The following is a 15872-nucleotide window of genomic DNA, read 5'->3' as shown; positions in this document are numbered from 1 at the left end:
GGGATTTACATGCCGATGGCTTCTTTGACCCGGTCCAACGCTGCTTTCAACAGGTCAGGATTGTCGCGCGCTTGCTCCAGCGCGAGTTTCAGCGGCGCCTTGGCAATTGCATTCAGGTCGCTGTTGTCGATCATTTCGACAACCTTGTCGTAGTCAAAGCCATCCACGGTCAGATAATCCGCCGCTGAGGTTGTTTCCTCTGCCACGGCATCGGCGGCGTCGGTTGTCGCCTCCGTTGTCGCTTCTGAGGCGGCTTCTTCTGCGGCTTCGGTCGCTTCGGTCACGGTCTCTTCCACCGCGTCAGCTGCGCCTTCGGCGGCTTCTGCTGTGTCTTCGACCGCTTCAGCGGCAGCTTCTTCTGTGGCTTCGACAGCGTCTTCGACTGTTTCAGCGGCAGTCTCTTCGGCGGCCTCGGCGGTGTTTTCCACGGTTTCTGCCGCTTCGGTTGCGGCGTCTTCTGCGGCTTCGGTGGTCTTTTCAGCCGCCTCTGCCATATCGGCCGCGGCCTCTTGTGCGTCTTCTGCAACCGCATCAGCGGCTTCCGCCGCTTCTTCGGTGACCGCGGCGGCGTCTTCTGTCACAGCTTCTGCGGCTGCGGCAGCGTCGTCCTGTGCCTCTTCAACGACTTCTTCGACGGCGTCTTCTACAGCGGCTTCAGCATCTTCAACGGCAGTTTCGGTCGCATCGTCTGCGGTGCCGGTCACCTCTTCGATGGCTTCGTCAACGGCGTCTTCGACCTGATTCACCAGATCTTCGACAACGGTCTCGGCCTCTTCGGCTGCGGCTTCGGCTTCTTCGACAACCGCTTCGGCTGCGTCATCTGCCGCTTCGGTCGCTTCTTCTACTGTTTCCTCGGCCTCTTCCATGACCTCTTCGACCGCCTCTTCAACGGCGTCGGCAATGCTTTCGGCCTCGGCAGCTTCACCTGCGGCCTCGGATGCGTCTTCGACAGCCTCCGGCGCGGTCACGTCATCCCCGGTTTCCGCAACCGGCGCTTCTGACATTTGCTGGTTGGAATACACGTAATAGCCGCCACCGATAGCCGCAGCAGCCACAACAGCCACAACAACCCAGATGTTATTTTTCATCTTTTGATAACCCTCAGAATTGGTTTCAGGGGGCAGGCGGACACCCGCCACATCCCTATGTAACAGACCTGCGCTGCAAGTGCAGCATGTGCAAGGGGAAAAGCTGGCGTGACGGCGCATTTCAGCCGATTCAACGCTTGAAACTATGGGTATGTCCCACTACCTTGCACATTCAGATTTCCGGAACAAACAAAGGATCAAACCCATAGCCCGCAGACCCCACAACGCGCCGCCGACCCGTGAAACCGGCCCCCGCGTGAACGAACGTATCCGCGCCACTGAAATCCGCCTGATTGGCGCAGAAGGCGAAAACGTCGGCGTTGTAACGCCCGCCCGCGCAATGGAAATGGCCGCCGATGTCGGCCTTGACCTGGTTGAGATTTCGCCGAACGCCACGCCGCCCGTCTGCAAGATCATGGATTTTGGCAAGTTCAAGTACGAACAGCAAAAACGCGAATCCGAGGCGCGCAAGAAGCAAAAGATCATCGAAGTCAAAGAGGTGAAGTTCCGTCCGAACACCGACACCCATGACTACGAAGTGAAAATGCGCAACGTGTACAAATTCCTGGAGAATGGCGACAAGGTCAAAGTGACCCTGCGGTTCCGTGGCCGCGAGATGGCCCACCAGAATCTGGGACGTGAATTGCTGGAACGTGTTGCCGAGGACACCAAGGAATTGGGCAAGATCGAGAATATGCCCAAAATGGAAGGCCGTCAGATGATCATGATGATCGGTCCTCTTCCGCAGAAATAAACATGCGGCTTTGCCCGTTTTGGGTATTTGCCATCGTGCATTTGAAAACGCCGGGGATTTTCCCCGGCGTTTTTCTTTTGCGGGCCCCCGTGCTTATACCGGCCCTATTCCGGCCCCTGCCCCCTGGGGCATGTGGCTTTGGCGTGACCGGCCAATGCAAGGCCAGATTGATATGGTTTGATATGGCGCTTTAATCTCGGATTTTCGCATTTTAAGATGCCGGCAATTGCATGCCGATACTCGGCGCTCTTTGGATTGGGACGTCGATTTTGGAAATTGCCTTTAAAGTTATGGAAATTGTCACGCCGGTCTTTGCCCTTGCGGCAATCGGCTTTGTCTGGGTCAAACTGGGGTTTGAATACCGGGTGCAGTTTGTCACCCGTCTGGCCATGTCACTGGCCATTCCCTGCCTGATTTTCGTGTCGCTGATGCAGACCAAGATCGACCCGGGCGCATTGGGCGCGCTGACCCTGGCCAGCCTTCTGGCCTATGTTCTGGTGATCCTGGTGATGACCGCCGTGGTCAGAATCGGCAAACTGGACAGCCGAACCTTCCTGGCACCGCTGATCTTCAGCAACACCGGCAACCTTGGGTTGCCGCTGGCGTTTTTCGCCTTTGGCGAGGTGGGGCTGGGCTATGGCGTGGTGGTCTTTGCAGTCTCTGCGATCATTCAGTTCACCTATGGCATCTGGCTGGTGTCGGGGGGCGGATCGCTGGTCAAGGTCATTCAGGAACCGCTGGTCTCGGCCACATTGCTGGGTGGGTTGTTCATGTCGATGGGCTGGGAAACGCCATCCGTCGTGACCAACACCCTGTCCCTGATCGGCCAAATGGCGATTCCGATGATGTTGATCACGCTGGGCGTGGCGGTGGCGCGGCTGCACATCGGGGCCTTTTCAAAACCGCTTTTCCTGGCGGTGGCAAAGGTCACGATCTGTGTGGTCTGTGCGGTTGCGGCCGGGATCTGGTTCGGGCTGGCGCCTGTGGCGCTTGGGGTGTTGATCCTGCAATTGGCAACGCCGGTGGCGGTGACATCCTACATGCTGGCCGAAAAATATGGCGCCGACAGCGACAGCGTGGCCGGGTTGGTGGTCGTGTCGACCTTGATGTCGGTTCTGACCTTGCCGGTGATCCTGGCCTTTGTGCTCTGACCAAAGAAAGACCCGCGCCGGTCATCACCAGCGCGGGCAAAATCCACGAACGGATATGTCAAATTCCACCAGCGGAATTTTGATGCGGTAACCCGATCAGTCGAGGAAAGCCTTTTCCACAACGTAATGCTGCGGGTTCGAATTGGCCCCTTCGACCAGGCCATAATCTTCGAACATTTCCTTGAGTTCCAGATTGAACGCCAGGTTGCCACAGATCATCGCCCGGTCACTCTCCGGGTTCAGCGGCGGCACGCCGAGGTCTTCAAACGCCTCGCCCGAGCGCATCAGATCGGTGATCCGGCCCATTTTGGCGCTCTCTTCGCGGGTGGTGGTCGGGTAATATTTGATCTTCTTCCAGAAGCCTTCGCCGATCACTTCGTTCAGCAATTCGTCTTCTTTCAGACCTTCGATCAGCTCACGGCCATAGGTCAGCTCGCCCGCCTCACGGCAGGTATGGGTGATGACGATTTCATCATAATCTTCATAGGTTTGCGGCTCGCGCAGGAGCGAGGCAAAGGGCGCAAAACCGGTGCCGGTGGCAAAGAACCACAGCCGTTTGCCGGGCAGAAGCGCGTCATGCACCAGCGTGCCCACGGGCTTGGGGCGCAGGATGATCTCGTCCCCGACCTGGATATGTTGCAAACGCGAGGTCAGCGGACCGTCCTGCACCTTGATCGAATAGAATTCCAGCTCTTCATCCCAGGACGGCGAGGCAATCGAATAGGCCCGCAGCAGCGGTTTCTGCTTGCCGGTTTCGGGGTGCGGTTCGCCCATCAGGCCAATCATCACGAATTCGCCCGAGCGGAACCGCATGGATGCGGGCCGGGTCACACGGAAGGAAAACAACCGGTCGGTCCAATGTTTGACTTGGGTCACCTTTTGGGCGTCCGGCAGGGTGGGCACTTTGATGGCTTTGGCTTCGGTCACGTTGGTCAACTCTGTCATATGTCCATTGTCGACGTTTCTAGCCGACACCTCGTCTTAAACTTTGATTTGGATCACGGAAAGGGACGTGCTGTCGCGGCACGCCCCCCTGCCCGATTTTCGCGGTCTCAGGCGCGGGCGCGCAGCCGCGACTGATAGTCATTGGCCTTCCAATCGGCGCGGAACACCCATTGATCTTCGGGTTGGCGTGCCGCCAGATCGGCCGAGATTTCGACCTCGTCAAACCCCGAACGGCGTGCCATGGCGTATTGATCCGCCAACACATGGCCCTTGGCGCGCAACCGGCCTTCGAACCCATTGAGCCGCAAAAGGCGCGCAAGGGTAAAGCCGCGACCATCGGCAAAGCTGGGGAAATCCACCCGGATCATCCGCAATTCCGGCAACTGGTCTGCGATATCGTCGATATTGGCATCCGATGCCAGATCCAAGACATCCGCGCCATCCGGTCCGGCATTCCAGTCGTCCTGGCCAAATCCGGTGTCCCGCACGATTACATTTTCACTCATGCTGCTTGTCCTTTCCGCACCATTTTGCCGTTCACAAAATGGATGCCACATTCCTCTTTATCTGCGCCGCGCCAGCGTCCGGCACGCGGGTCTTCGCCCGGTGCCACCTTGGATGTGCAGGGCGCACAGCCAATGCTGGGATAGCCCTGTGCCACCAGCGGATGGCGGGGCAATCTGTTTTCATCCATATAGGCCGCCACATCACCCGGCGCCCAATGGGCCAGCGGATTGACCTTGATCCGACCGGTGCCATCTTCGATTTCGAAAAATTCCATCTTGGCACGGGTGCCCGATTGGAACCGTTTGCGCCCGGTGATCCAGCCGTCAAAACCGCTGAGCGCACCTTCCAGCACCTCGGTCTTGCGCAGATCACAGCAGGCGTCGGTGTCGCTGAGGTGCAGCGCGCCATAGGGATCGCGTTTGGCGATCTCTGCCTGATCGGCGCGAATGATCTGGACATTGCGCAGCCCAAGCCGTTCGGCAACCTCTGCCTGATAGACAAGGGTTTCGGCAAACAGCATTTGCGTGTCGATGAACAACACCGGCGTGTTGCGATCCACCACGGCAATCAAATGCAGCAGCGCAACCGATTCCGCGCCGAAACTGGACACCATCGCGATGCGCCCGAATTCCGAACGCGTCAGCGCCGCCTCAAGCACCGAGGTCGCGCCATGATGGCGGTACTCGGCATTCAGCGCGTCAATGGTTGTGCGCAGGTCCGTTATGTCGGTGACTTTGGTCACGAGATCCGCCTTTGCGTATTTTCAAAGAGAAGAAGTTTCCGACCGTCTCAGGCCGCTTTCTCACGCGCTTCGGGGTACAGGATGGCCTTGAACGGTGCCGCGCCCAGACGGCGATAAGCCTGCAAGAATGTCTCATCCGCAGTGGCGCGCAGATCAAGATATCCCAGCACCAGCCGTTCGATCGCCGGAACGATGTCATCTGCCGAAAAGCCCGGACCGGCACGTTCGCCGATGCTTGCCGTTTCGGTGCCATCGCCGCCAAGGGTGATCTGATAATTCTCCACCCCCGCCCGGTCGAGCCCGAGAATGCCAATGTGACCCACATGATGGTGACCACAGGCGTTGATGCAGCCCGAGATCTTGATCTTCAGATCACCCACTTCATGCTCCAGCTTCAACTCTTCGAAACGGGTGGCAATTTCCTGGGCAATCGGGATCGACCGCGCGGTGGCCAGCGCGCAATAATCCATGCCGGGGCAAGCAATGATGTCGCTGGCAAGACCGATATTGGCGGTGCCAAGACCGGCGGCTTTCAAGGCCTGGAAAAGCTGCGGCAGCGCATCCTTGGCGACATGCGGCAGCACCACGTTCTGTTCGTGGCTGATGCGCAATTCGTCATAGGCAAATTCCTGCGCCAGATCCGCCATCAGGCGCATCTGGTCGGCCGACGCATCACCCGGCGTGGCGCCATGCGCCTTGAGCGAGATCGACACAATGGCATGATCGGCGCGGCGGTGGGTGGCGATATTGGTATCCACCCACGACCGGAACACCGGATCATTGGTATAGGCGGCCTCGAACGCGCCGGTGTCGGCGTCACGGAATTGCGGCGGCGCGAACTGCGCCTCCAGATCGGCAAGCATCGCCTGATCGACACCGCCGAACTGATCGCGCAGCACGGCAAACCGCGCTTCGACCAGCTCCTGGATTTTCTCCAACCCGTTTTCGTGCACGGTGATCTTGATCCGCGCCTTGTATTTGTTGTCGCGACGTCCCAGCAGGTTGTAGACGCTGACAATGGCCTCAAGATAGGGCAGCAGGTCGGCCTTGGGCAGGAAGTCACGCACCACTTTGCCGATCATCGGCGTGCGGCCAAGACCGCCGCCGACGATGACCTCGAACCCCGGATTGCCGTCGCGTTCGATCATGCGCAGACCGATGTCATGCGCCTTGACCACCGCGCGGTCATTGGGCGATCCGGTGACCGCGATCTTGAACTTGCGCGGCAGGAACTGGAATTCCGGGTGGTCGGTGGACCACTGGCGGATCAGCTCGGCCACGGGGCGCGGGTCTTCGATCTCATCCGCGGCGGCGCCGGCAAAATGGTCGGCGGTCACGTTGCGGATGGTGTTGCCGGATGTCTGGATCGCGTGCAGGTTCACCTCTGCCAGCGCGTCCAGCATATCGGGAATATCGTTCAGTTTCGGCCAGTTGTACTGGATGTTCTGGCGAGTGGTGAAGTGGCCATAACCCTTGTCCCACTTCTCTGCCAGCAGCGCGAGCTGCCGCATCTGGGCCGAATTCAACGTGCCATAAGGGATCGCAACCCGCAGCATATAGGCGTGCAATTGCAGATAGACGCCGTTCATCAGGCGGAGCGGCTTGAATTCATCCTCGGTCAGCGAGCCGTCAATGCGACGCTCAACCTGAGCGCGGAATTGGCGGTTGCGCTCGGCGAGGAAGGCGGTGTCGAATTCGTTGTAGCGGTACATGTTGTATCCCTTGCTTTCGGCTGGGCAATCAGGTGGGCGCCAAATTTCATCCCTGAAATTTGCAAAATCCCTTGCAGGATTGGGTCAGCTCTCTGCCTGTTTGCCGTGGAAGTAATTTGAAGGTCCGGTGCGGCGGAAATCTTCGCGGAAATGTGTCGGGGCGGCAGTGCCACCGGCCAGCTTCACGTCGGCCAGATAGGCCCCGACGATCTCGCTCTGGCGCGCGCTGGCGTCCAGCAGGCGCAGTTCGGCATGGGCTTCGTCGGTCAGCACCTCGGCCTCTTCCAATGCGCGCGACCAGCGATCATCTTCGGTCAGATAGATCACGTCGCCTTCGATCAGGGCGTTGGCGGTCACGACTTTGGGGGTGAATTCACGGGGCATCAGGCAAGCTCCTGCGTCAGATGTGTTTCTTGTTGGGCGCGGTCCAAATCGGCCTGTTCCTGCTGAAGCAACGCCGCTTCGCGTGGGGCAAGACCATAGAAGGTAAGCGCCGGTCCATTCACCGCAGCAGCGGCAAGGTCGGTCGGAAGATCGGCAAGGCTGGTTTCCAGAATACGCTGATCCGCGCGCGAGGCGTTTTCCACGATGGTCACCGGCGTCGCCGGATCAGCACCATGCATCAACAGACGCCCCTGAATGAAGCGGGCGGATTTCTTGCCCATATAGATCGCGGCCACTTCGCCCGCACGGGCCAGGGCGCGCCAGTCGTGATCGGCATAGCCGCGGGTGTCATGCCCGGTCAGGAAACGCACCGAAGAATTGCGGCCACGTTTGGTCAGGCTTTGACCAATCGACGCCACAGCGGCCGAAGCCGAGGTGATGCCGGGCACGATATTCCACGAGATGCCGGCCTCTTCGGCTGCATCAATCTCTTCATCGAGGCGGCCAAAGACCGTGCTGTCGCCGGATTTCAACCGCACGACCTGGCTCCCTTGGCGGGCATGTTCCACGATCAGGTCATTGATATCGCCCTGCGCCATCGACGGCCCGAACCCTTCTTTGCCGGCATCGACCAGCACGGCCTCGCGGCGGGCCAGTTCCAGGATCTCCGGGCTGATCAGCCGGTCGTGGATCACCACGTCCGCTTCGTCCAGCGCGCGCCGGGCCTTGAGCGTCAGCAATTCCGGATCACCGGGACCAGCCCCCACAAAGGCCACATGGCCCTTGCGCGTCTGGCGTGTCAGGTGGTCACGCAACAGATGGTCGAGTGCGGTTTCGGTTGCGGCCTCGCCACCCTCGTCAAAGGCACGCGGCCCAGCGCCGAAATAATAATCAGCCCAGAAGTCACGCCGCACCCGCCCCATGGGCAGAATGTCGGCAACCTTGCGGAAGGCTTTGCCAATCCGGGCCAAAGCGCCAAGACGCACGGGCAAGCGGGCCTCCAGATCGGCCTTGATCGCACGGGCCAGCACCGGGGCGGCGCCTTCGGTGCCGATGGCCACGGTCACCGGGTCACGATCCACAATGGCGGGAGTGATGAACTGGCTGTCGTGCAGGTTGTCGACGATATTGGCCAGCGCGCCTTCGGCGGTCGCAATCGCGGCGGTGCGCGCATCTTCGGCCTGATCTTCATCAGCCGCATAGAACAGACGCGCGCCCGCCACGTCACCCGCCGCCAGAGCGCGGCGCACCCACACGAGGCGGCCCTCTTCTGCCCAGGCGGCAATTTCCGGCGCAGCATCGGCAGCATAAACCACCAACGCGGCTTCGGTCTTCATCAACAGGCGCAATTTCGCAAGCGCCGCATCGCCACCACCGGACAGGACAACCCGTTGTCCGGCGAGGTTCACGAAGATCGGAAAATGTTGCATCGGTCGCTCCAGTTTGGCTTGGGTCATATATAGGAAATTTTCCCGATTTCGCGCTAGGTGCTTGCGCCAATAAGGATGTCCGTTCTAAAAACGACGCAAGCAGGAACGTATGTTTCACATTTCAGGGAAAGGCCGAATGCATGGCACGGATTGACGACACGGACCGGAAAATCCTCAAAGCCCTGCAGGAAGATGCCAGCCGGTCGCTGGACGAAATCGCCAAGGCTGTCGGGTCATCCAAGACCCCGGTCTGGAACCGTATTCGCAAATTGCGCGAGGCCGGGATCATCGGAAATCAGACCGTGCAGCTTGATGCCGAGAAGCTGGGATTTGAGGCTTGTTTCTTTGTCCTGATCCGCACCTCGGAACATGATGCCAGCTGGCAGGCGGCGTTTCTAAAGGCCTTGCAAGAGCGCCCGGAGGTGCAGGAGGCGCATCGGCTTGCGGGGGATATCGACTATATCCTCAAGGTGCGGGTCACCAATGCACGCGCCTATGACACCTTTTATCAGGCGCTGATATCAGAGGTGAAGGTCCACAATGTAACGGCGCTTTTGTCGATGGAGGAAATCAAGTCGACAACGGCGCTGGCGTTATAGGCACCAAAGGCCGCCATCACGTCCATCACCGCATTTCGGCCAGCAACCGCGCCTTTTCGCCAGGATCATGCGGGCGGGAAATCGCATCGGCCAGCGCCTCCAGGCTTTCGATGCTGTGCCCGGCGCGGAACGTATCGACATGTGGCAACATGGTGCGAATGCCCTGGGCCTTGGCGGCAAACCCGTCCCAGCGCAGCAACGGATTGATCCATATCAGGTGGCGTGAGGACAGATGCAGGCGTTCCATCGCCTTGTCCAGCGTCGCAAGATCCCCCCGGTCGAGCCCATCGGTGATCAACAGCGTCACCGCCCCCTGCCCCATGACACGGCGCGACCAATCGCGGTTGAAATCCTGCAGGCATTGACCGATCCGCGTGCCGCCCTCCCAATCCTGGGCCTGAGCGCCCGCAGCAGCAAGGGCGGCATCCACATCGCGGGTCGCCAACAGGCGGGTGATATTGGTCAGCCGGGTGCCAAAGGTAAAGGCATGGACACGGGCCCAGCCCGCGCCCTTTTCATTGGCCACCGCATGCAGGAAATGCAGGATGGTGCGGGAATAGGTGCTCATCGAGCCGGAAATATCGCAAATCACCACCAGATTGGGCCAGCGAATGCGCGGCTTTTTCAGCGCGATGTCGGTAATCTGCCCGCCCTGACGCATGGCATCGCGCAGCGTCTTGCGGGTATCATAGGCGTGGCCGACGTGGCTGGCACGGCTGCGGCGCGACTTGATTGGTGGCACAGGCAAAGAGAGCCGGGCCAGCATCCGTTTCGCACGGGCCATTTCCGCAGTGCTCATTTGTTCGAAATCGAGCTGGCGCAGCTTTTCGGTGGCGGACATGGTCAACGTGGCGTCAATTTCGATTTGCTGGTCCTCATCGGACCCATGGTCCTCTTCGGGATTGGGCAGATCGGCGCCGTCCAAAAGCGCCTCGGCGGCGCGTTTTTCCGCAGCTTTGGCGCTGCGTTCTTCCTGCACACCCCGCATGGAGGGCAGAAGCAGCGACATCATGTGTTCCATAAACTGTGGGTCGCGCCAATAAAGCCGGAAAACCTGAGCAAAGACCGCGCGTTGTTCCGGTTTGTTGACGAAACAGGCGTGCAGCGTCCAGTAGAAATCGCGCCGATCGGTGAACCCGGTGGCGGCGACCGCGCGAATGGCCTCGATCACCCGGCCCGGGCCAATGGGCAGACCGGCCTTGCGCAGGGCGCGGGCGAAATGGGTGATATTATCCGTCAGGCGCGGGGTGTCTGGCAGATCAAGCGGCGCATATTCAGGCATATGTTGATTTCGGGGGCGCTGCCCCCGGACCCCCGGGATATTTAGGAACAGAAGAAGGGCGGGCCCCGGAACACATCAGGCCGGTTCTACGGCGGCTTTGACTTCATCCAGAATGCGTTTGGCCTCGGAGCCTTGCAGACGGGCGATATCGTCCTGGTATTTCAGCAATGCGCCGAGCGTGTCGGAGATGACCTGGGGCGACAGCGCGATCACATCCAACGCCAAAAGGCATTTGGCCCAGTCGATGGTTTCCGCCACGCCGGGGCGTTTGAACAGATCTTCGGTGCGCAGCCGTTGCACAAAGGCGACGACCTCACGGCTGAGGGTCGCGGCCGCTTCGGGGACGCGGGCGTGCAGGATATCCATCTCGCGGTCGAAATCGGGGTAATCCACCCAGTGGTAGAGACAGCGGCGTTTCAGCGCGTCATGCACTTCGCGGGTGCGGTTCGAGGTCAGAATGACGATTGGGGGCTCTGGCGCCTTGATCGTGCCCATTTCCGGGATTGTGACCTGAAAATCGCTCAACGCTTCGAGCAGAAAGGCCTCGAACGGTTCATCGGTGCGGTCCAACTCGTCGATCAACAACACCGGCGCGCCGCTGGCATCCGGGCGCATGGCGTCCAACAGCGGGCGTTCGATCAGATAGTCTGGGCCGAACAATTCGGTTTTCAGCAGGTCACGGTCGGCCTGGCCCGCGGCCTCGGCGGTTCGGATTGCCACCATCTGGGCCGGGAAGTTCCATTCATAGACCGCCGAGGAGGCATCCAGACCTTCGTAACATTGCAGGCGGATCAATCGGCGGCCCAGACCGGCGGCAATCGCCTTGGCGATTTCGGTCTTGCCGGTGCCGGGCTCGCCCTCAAGAAAAAGCGGTTTGCCCAGTTTCAGCGCCAGAAAGGCCACAGTGGCCAAGGCCCGGCCGCAGACATAATTCTGGCGGGCCAGCATCGTCTGAACGCTGTCGATATTTGCGGGCGTCTCGGCCATGGGGATCCTCCTGATTGCGTCGAAAGCTACAGGGCAAAACCACAAGGTCAAGGCGACCAAGGTCGCGGACCCCAAGGCGAGCACAGTCGCAGAGCCATGCCCGGTGGCGGCGCAATTGACGCAAGCCCGGCAAAATGCGAGTCTTTCGAAAAAAGTAACAAAGAGGCGGCAGTATCGCGCAGGACAATCGCGATCACGGGGCTAAAATGACAAGGGCAAACGATACGGGTGGAGGCCATGCCGCATGCGCATAACCGCTGTGACATGTGTAAAGAACGAGGGCCCGTTCCTGCTGGAATGGATTGCCTACAATCGGGTGATCGGCGTGAGCGACCATCTGTTTTATTCCAATGATTGTACGGATGCGACCGACCGGCTGCTGGATCTATTGACGGATCACGGCATTGTCCGCCATTTGCCCAACCCGGCCGAGGGGCGCAATTATCAGATGGAGGCGCTGAAAGACGCGCGTCGTCAGGATATTGTGCGCGCGGCGGATTGGCTTTGGGTGGCGGATGTGGATGAGTTTTTGAACATTCATGTCGGCGATCACAGCATTCCGGCGTTGATTGCCGCCTGTGGCGATCCGCAGGCGATTTCCGTCACCTTTCAATTCATGGCCAATGACGGCGTTGACGCATTTGTTGATGCGCCGGTGATTGGGCAATTCACCCGGGGCCACAATCCCGATTTGTGGTGCGCGGAAACCGCGATCGAAGTCAAGACGCTGATCCGGCGCGATTTTCCGCTGCAATATTACGGCGCCCATCGCCCGTTTTTCAAAACGGACCGGCCGCGCGCGTCCTATCCGGTTTGGAAGGATGGCGCCGGGCGCGCGGTGCCCGAGGCCTTTTTGATCGCTGCAAACAAGCGGCGGATCCGGAAATTTCCCGCTGCCGGGGCGCGGGGATTTGCGAGTTTGAACCATTATGCCCTGCGCTCGCTTGACAGCTATCTGGTCAAGAACGACCGTGGTGATGTGAACCGCGAAAACCGCGATTTCGACGATACATATTGGCGGGAACGCAATGATGACGCCTGGGAGGATCGCTCAATCCTGCGGATGCTGCCCAAGGTTCAGGCAGAGATTGCCGCGTTGAAGGCATTGCCGGGCGTTGCCACGATGCATGACACTGCTGTGCAGCTGCATCAGGCACGGCGCGACAGGCTTTTGACTGAGCCCGAGTACCGCGAAATGCAGGCGCAATTGCGGGCATTGCCCGTCCTGCCGCCGGGCGAAGGCGATCTGCGCCGCGCCATTGGCGACAGCCCGGTGTTGCCCCTATGAGCCGGTTGCGTGTCATCAACCTTGGCCTGCCGAAATCCGGCACGACCACGCTGGCGCGGGCCCTGCGCAAGGCGGGGCTGCATGTGGCGGACCACCGCATTCGCCCGCGCCAAACCGACAACACCGACCTGCATGGTCGGTTTGTCGGTCAGATGATGTATGATGGCTATTTCCTGCAGGGGGATCCGCTGACCGGGCTGGACGAATTCGACGCCTTTGCCGAGGTCAACGCCCTGCGCGGGGAAAAGTCGATCTGGCCACAGTTTGATTTCGGCTTGATTGACGCGATCCGCCGCCACCATCCAGGTGCGCGGTTCCTGGCCTCCTGGCGCGCGCCGGCGGACATTTCCCACAGCATGTTGCGCTGGTCGAACCTGGGCACCGAACGCATTCCCGCAGCCGACATTCCCGGTCTGCCGGCGGGCTATGGCGTGACCACCCAGGAACGTGTGACATGGATCACCGGGCATTATGCGGCGCTCGACCGGTTTTTCGCCGGCGCTTCGGACTTCCTGCTGTATGATGTGGCCAACCCCGACGCGGCGGCACAGATCGGCGCGTTCCTTGGCCGGGAATTGCCGTGGTGGGGCCGAACCAACGTCAACCCGGTGAAACACCCACCAGTCGAGGATTTGCACCCATGAAGATCAGCCTGCATATCGGGCCGGACCTCTGGGCCAGCAGCCGCATTCAACAGGTGTTGAATGACAAGCGGCGGCAATTGCAGGGGCGTGGCGTGTTGTTTGCGCGCTCTCCCGGGGCGAAAAACCACACCCGGTTGTTCATGGCGGCCAGCGATCCTGACCGGGTGGATGCGCTGCGGTTCAATCGCGGGTACGGCGCGCCGGACCAACAGGCCGCGCTGCGCAAAGAGGTCGCATTGGCCCTGCAAAAAGAGGTGTCGGCGCAGTCGGTCGAACATCTGATCCTGTCGGCGCATCAATTTGGCACCTCGCTTTTGCGACAATCCGAGGTGGAGCGGCTGCGCGCCATGTTGGCGCCGATCTCGGATCAGATTTCGGTGATTGCCCATGTGGAATGCCCCGCACGGATGCTTTTGCGCCATTATGCGGCACAGATCGGCGATGGGCGCTTGCGCCCGCTGGCGCTTGAATTGCAACATGCCGCGCGCCCCGATTGGTGGGCCTCGGCGCTGACCACCGCGCCCGAAAGCACCCCCGAGGCCGGGATTTTCCCGGAGACCCAGATCGCGCCGCCCTGGCTGGATTATCAAGGGTTGCGCGCCCATTGGGAGCGGGTGTTTGGCGCAGGCAGTTTTGAGTTTCGCCCATTGGACCTTGCGGCCTTTGCCGGCGCCGGGGTCGTTGATGAAATCCGCGCCTGCTTTGACATTGATGACCAGATTGGCAAAGCCGAGACCATCCCGCAGCCGCAGGCGCCCGCCGCCGAATGGCTGGCGCGGGCGCGGCAGTTCAACGATGTTCTGACCCGGCTTTTGGCCCGCAAGGATCATGTGGTGCCGCGACAATTGTGGAAGAAACTTCTGGGGGAATTGCGTGTGCCCGGCGCGCCAAGCGCGGTGCACGAACCGGGATCCTTGGCCGCCATTTCCCAACGGTTTGCCGATGATCTACAGCTTCTGGCCAGGGACCGGGCCGACCTTGCCGCGGTATTTGCGCCTGATCCGCCCCTGCCCCCCTGGCAAGAGGTCGCAACCAGCCGCGGGTATCGGGCCACTCAGTATCTGTTGACTGCGATGCCGCGCATCGAACGTGCCACGACCGAGGCGCGCGCAGCGACGTCCAAGTCCGCCAACGGCAATACTCCCGGTCACATTCCGGGCCACATTCCGGGCCTGTCGGAACAGGCCGCCCGGATCATGCCCGATCTGGCCAAAGAGAAATTCATTCACCTTCAGGGCAGCCCCTTTGCGCCGCACAACCGTCTGGGGCGCAGTGACGAAGGCCTTGCCGCCGCTGCTTATACCCCGGTGCCGCCACGTGTTTTGCCCCCCGGCAGCAGTGGCAATGTCATTGTCGGATGCATGAAAAACGAAGGGCCCTATATTCTGGAATGGGTTGCCTATCACCGGGCCATCGGCGTCGACAACTTCTTGATCTACACCAACGATTGTACCGACGGGACCGACGAAATCCTGACCCGGCTTCAGGATCTGGGCATCCTGCAACACCGCAAGAACAACGATTGGTCCGGGAAATCACCGCAGCAATCTGCGCTGAACCAATCCCTGAAGGAACCGGTGATCGAAAACGCGGATTGGATCATCCATATTGACGTGGATGAGTTCATCAATGTCCGCTGCGGCAATGGTACATTGCAGGATTTTCTGGACCGGGTGCCGGATGCCACCAATATCGCGATGACCTGGCGGATGTTTGGCCATGACGGTGTGGCCCGTCTGGACGATCGGTTTGTCATCGACCAATTCGAAAGCTGCGCCCCGAAATATTGCCCGAAACCCCATACCGCCTGGGGGTTCAAAACCATGGTGCGCAATATCGGAGCCTATCAAAAACTGTCCTGCCACCGCCCGAACAAGTTGATACCAGAGAAGGCCGAGGGCGTGCATTGGGTCAATGGCTCGGGTCAACCGATGGGGGACGAGGTAAAGAAAAACGGCTGGCGCAATTCGAAACGCACCATCGGCTATGATCTTTTGCAGCTGAACCATTATGCGCTGCGCTCGGCAGAAAGCTATCTGATCAAACGGCAACGGGGTCGCGCGCTGCATGTGGATCGCTCTATCGGGCTGAACTACTGGATTCGCATGGATTGGAATGATGCCCGCGACATTACGATCAAACGCAATGTGCCGCGTCTTCGGGCCGAATACGACCGGCTGTTGGCGGATCCCGTCCTGGGCCAACAGCATCGGGCGGCGCTGGACTGGCATTTGGCCAAGGCCGCAGAGCTTCATGCCAACCCGGAATTCGAAGACCTGTATCAGCAGGCGATCAAGCTGAAGCTGAATGAGGTCGAGCGCGCGGCTTATGCGCTGGCCCTGGACATGGAAACCTGATG

At 60.2% G+C, this 15872-nt stretch carries 15 protein-coding genes; 6 read left to right on the top strand and 9 right to left on the bottom strand.

Annotated features, from left to right (window positions below; all coding sequences use genetic code 11):
* Positions 1 to 5: 5 nt before the first annotated feature.
* The gene (locus Q4577_RS04910; protein ID WP_303469937.1) at positions 6 to 1088 is read right to left on the bottom strand and encodes a hypothetical protein; all 1083 of its coding nucleotides are present in this window, start codon (positions 1086 to 1088) and stop codon (positions 6 to 8) included.
* 205 nt (positions 1089 to 1293) lie between these two features.
* Here Q4577_RS04910 and infC point away from each other — a divergent pair, with 205 nt between their 5' ends.
* Both infC and Q4577_RS04900 read left to right on the top strand, forming a co-directional pair.
* The gene (gene infC, locus Q4577_RS04905) at positions 1294 to 1842 is read left to right on the top strand and encodes a translation initiation factor IF-3 (protein WP_368397594.1); all 549 of its coding nucleotides are present in this window, start codon (positions 1294 to 1296) and stop codon (positions 1840 to 1842) included.
* 269 nt (positions 1843 to 2111) lie between these two features.
* Complete coding sequence (locus Q4577_RS04900; RefSeq protein ID WP_303469940.1) at positions 2112 to 2993, top strand: AEC family transporter; 882 nt, start codon at positions 2112 to 2114, stop codon at positions 2991 to 2993.
* A 96-nt stretch (positions 2994 to 3089) separates the two neighbouring features.
* On the opposite strand, the gene Q4577_RS04895 is transcribed toward Q4577_RS04900, so the two are convergent.
* The 6 genes from Q4577_RS04895 to cysG form a co-directional block, all read right to left on the bottom strand.
* The gene (locus tag Q4577_RS04895) at positions 3090 to 3938 is read right to left on the bottom strand and encodes a ferredoxin--NADP reductase (protein ID WP_244687346.1); all 849 of its coding nucleotides are present in this window, start codon (positions 3936 to 3938) and stop codon (positions 3090 to 3092) included.
* A 107-nt stretch (positions 3939 to 4045) separates the two neighbouring features.
* A complete protein-coding gene (locus Q4577_RS04890) occupies positions 4046 to 4444 on the bottom strand; it encodes a DUF934 domain-containing protein (protein ID WP_244687348.1) in 399 nt (132 codons plus the stop codon).
* Entirely contained in the window at positions 4441 to 5187 is a 747-nt protein-coding gene (locus tag Q4577_RS04885; RefSeq protein WP_303469941.1) for a phosphoadenylyl-sulfate reductase, read from the bottom strand. Before Q4577_RS04885 ends, Q4577_RS04890 begins: the two co-directional genes overlap by 4 nt.
* A gap of 47 nt (positions 5188 to 5234) precedes the next feature.
* A complete protein-coding gene (locus tag Q4577_RS04880) occupies positions 5235 to 6899 on the bottom strand; it encodes a nitrite/sulfite reductase (protein ID WP_244687352.1) in 1665 nt (554 codons plus the stop codon).
* Positions 6900 to 6983: 84 nt separating this feature from the next.
* Positions 6984 to 7283 carry a DUF2849 domain-containing protein gene (locus tag Q4577_RS04875; RefSeq protein ID WP_244687354.1) on the bottom strand — a complete coding sequence of 100 codons (300 nt, stop codon included), beginning with the start codon at positions 7281 to 7283 and terminating at the stop codon, positions 6984 to 6986.
* Entirely contained in the window at positions 7283 to 8713 is a 1431-nt protein-coding gene (cysG, locus tag Q4577_RS04870) for a siroheme synthase CysG (RefSeq protein WP_303470050.1), read from the bottom strand. The genes Q4577_RS04875 and cysG overlap by 1 nt, the downstream gene beginning before the upstream one ends.
* 140 nt (positions 8714 to 8853) lie before the next feature.
* On the opposite strand from cysG, the gene Q4577_RS04865 reads away from it, so the two are divergent.
* A complete protein-coding gene (locus Q4577_RS04865) occupies positions 8854 to 9312 on the top strand; it encodes an Lrp/AsnC family transcriptional regulator (protein ID WP_244687356.1) in 459 nt (152 codons plus the stop codon).
* A 25-nt stretch (positions 9313 to 9337) separates the two neighbouring features.
* Here the strand turns inward: Q4577_RS04865 and Q4577_RS04860 are convergent, their stop codons facing one another.
* On the bottom strand, positions 9338 to 10594 hold the full coding sequence (locus Q4577_RS04860) for a VWA domain-containing protein (RefSeq protein WP_303469943.1): 1257 nt from the start codon (positions 10592 to 10594) through the stop codon (positions 9338 to 9340).
* A 75-nt stretch (positions 10595 to 10669) separates the two neighbouring features.
* The gene (locus Q4577_RS04855) at positions 10670 to 11581 is read right to left on the bottom strand and encodes a MoxR family ATPase (RefSeq protein ID WP_303469945.1); all 912 of its coding nucleotides are present in this window, start codon (positions 11579 to 11581) and stop codon (positions 10670 to 10672) included.
* 244 nt (positions 11582 to 11825) lie between these two features.
* Between Q4577_RS04855 and Q4577_RS04850 the strand changes: the two genes are divergently transcribed.
* Genes Q4577_RS04850 through Q4577_RS04840 form a run of 3 tightly spaced genes read left to right on the top strand, consistent with a single transcriptional unit; the run spans position 11826 to position 15870 of the window.
* A complete protein-coding gene (locus tag Q4577_RS04850; RefSeq protein WP_303469947.1) occupies positions 11826 to 12869 on the top strand; it encodes a glycosyltransferase family 2 protein in 1044 nt (347 codons plus the stop codon).
* Entirely contained in the window at positions 12866 to 13513 is a 648-nt protein-coding gene (locus tag Q4577_RS04845) for a hypothetical protein (RefSeq protein WP_303469948.1), read from the top strand. Before Q4577_RS04850 ends, Q4577_RS04845 begins: the two co-directional genes overlap by 4 nt.
* Positions 13510 to 15870 (top strand): glycosyltransferase family 2 protein, encoded by a 2361-nt coding sequence (locus tag Q4577_RS04840; RefSeq protein ID WP_303469949.1) that lies wholly within the window; start codon positions 13510 to 13512, stop codon positions 15868 to 15870. Before Q4577_RS04845 ends, Q4577_RS04840 begins: the two co-directional genes overlap by 4 nt.
* Positions 15871 to 15872 lie beyond the last annotated feature (2 nt).

It is taken from the genome of Marinovum sp. 2_MG-2023 (assembly GCF_030548265.1).
Taxonomy (GTDB): domain Bacteria; phylum Pseudomonadota; class Alphaproteobacteria; order Rhodobacterales; family Rhodobacteraceae; genus Marinovum.
Note: the sequence above shows the minus strand (reverse complement) of the source record. Positions and strands in the feature narration are given on the sequence as shown.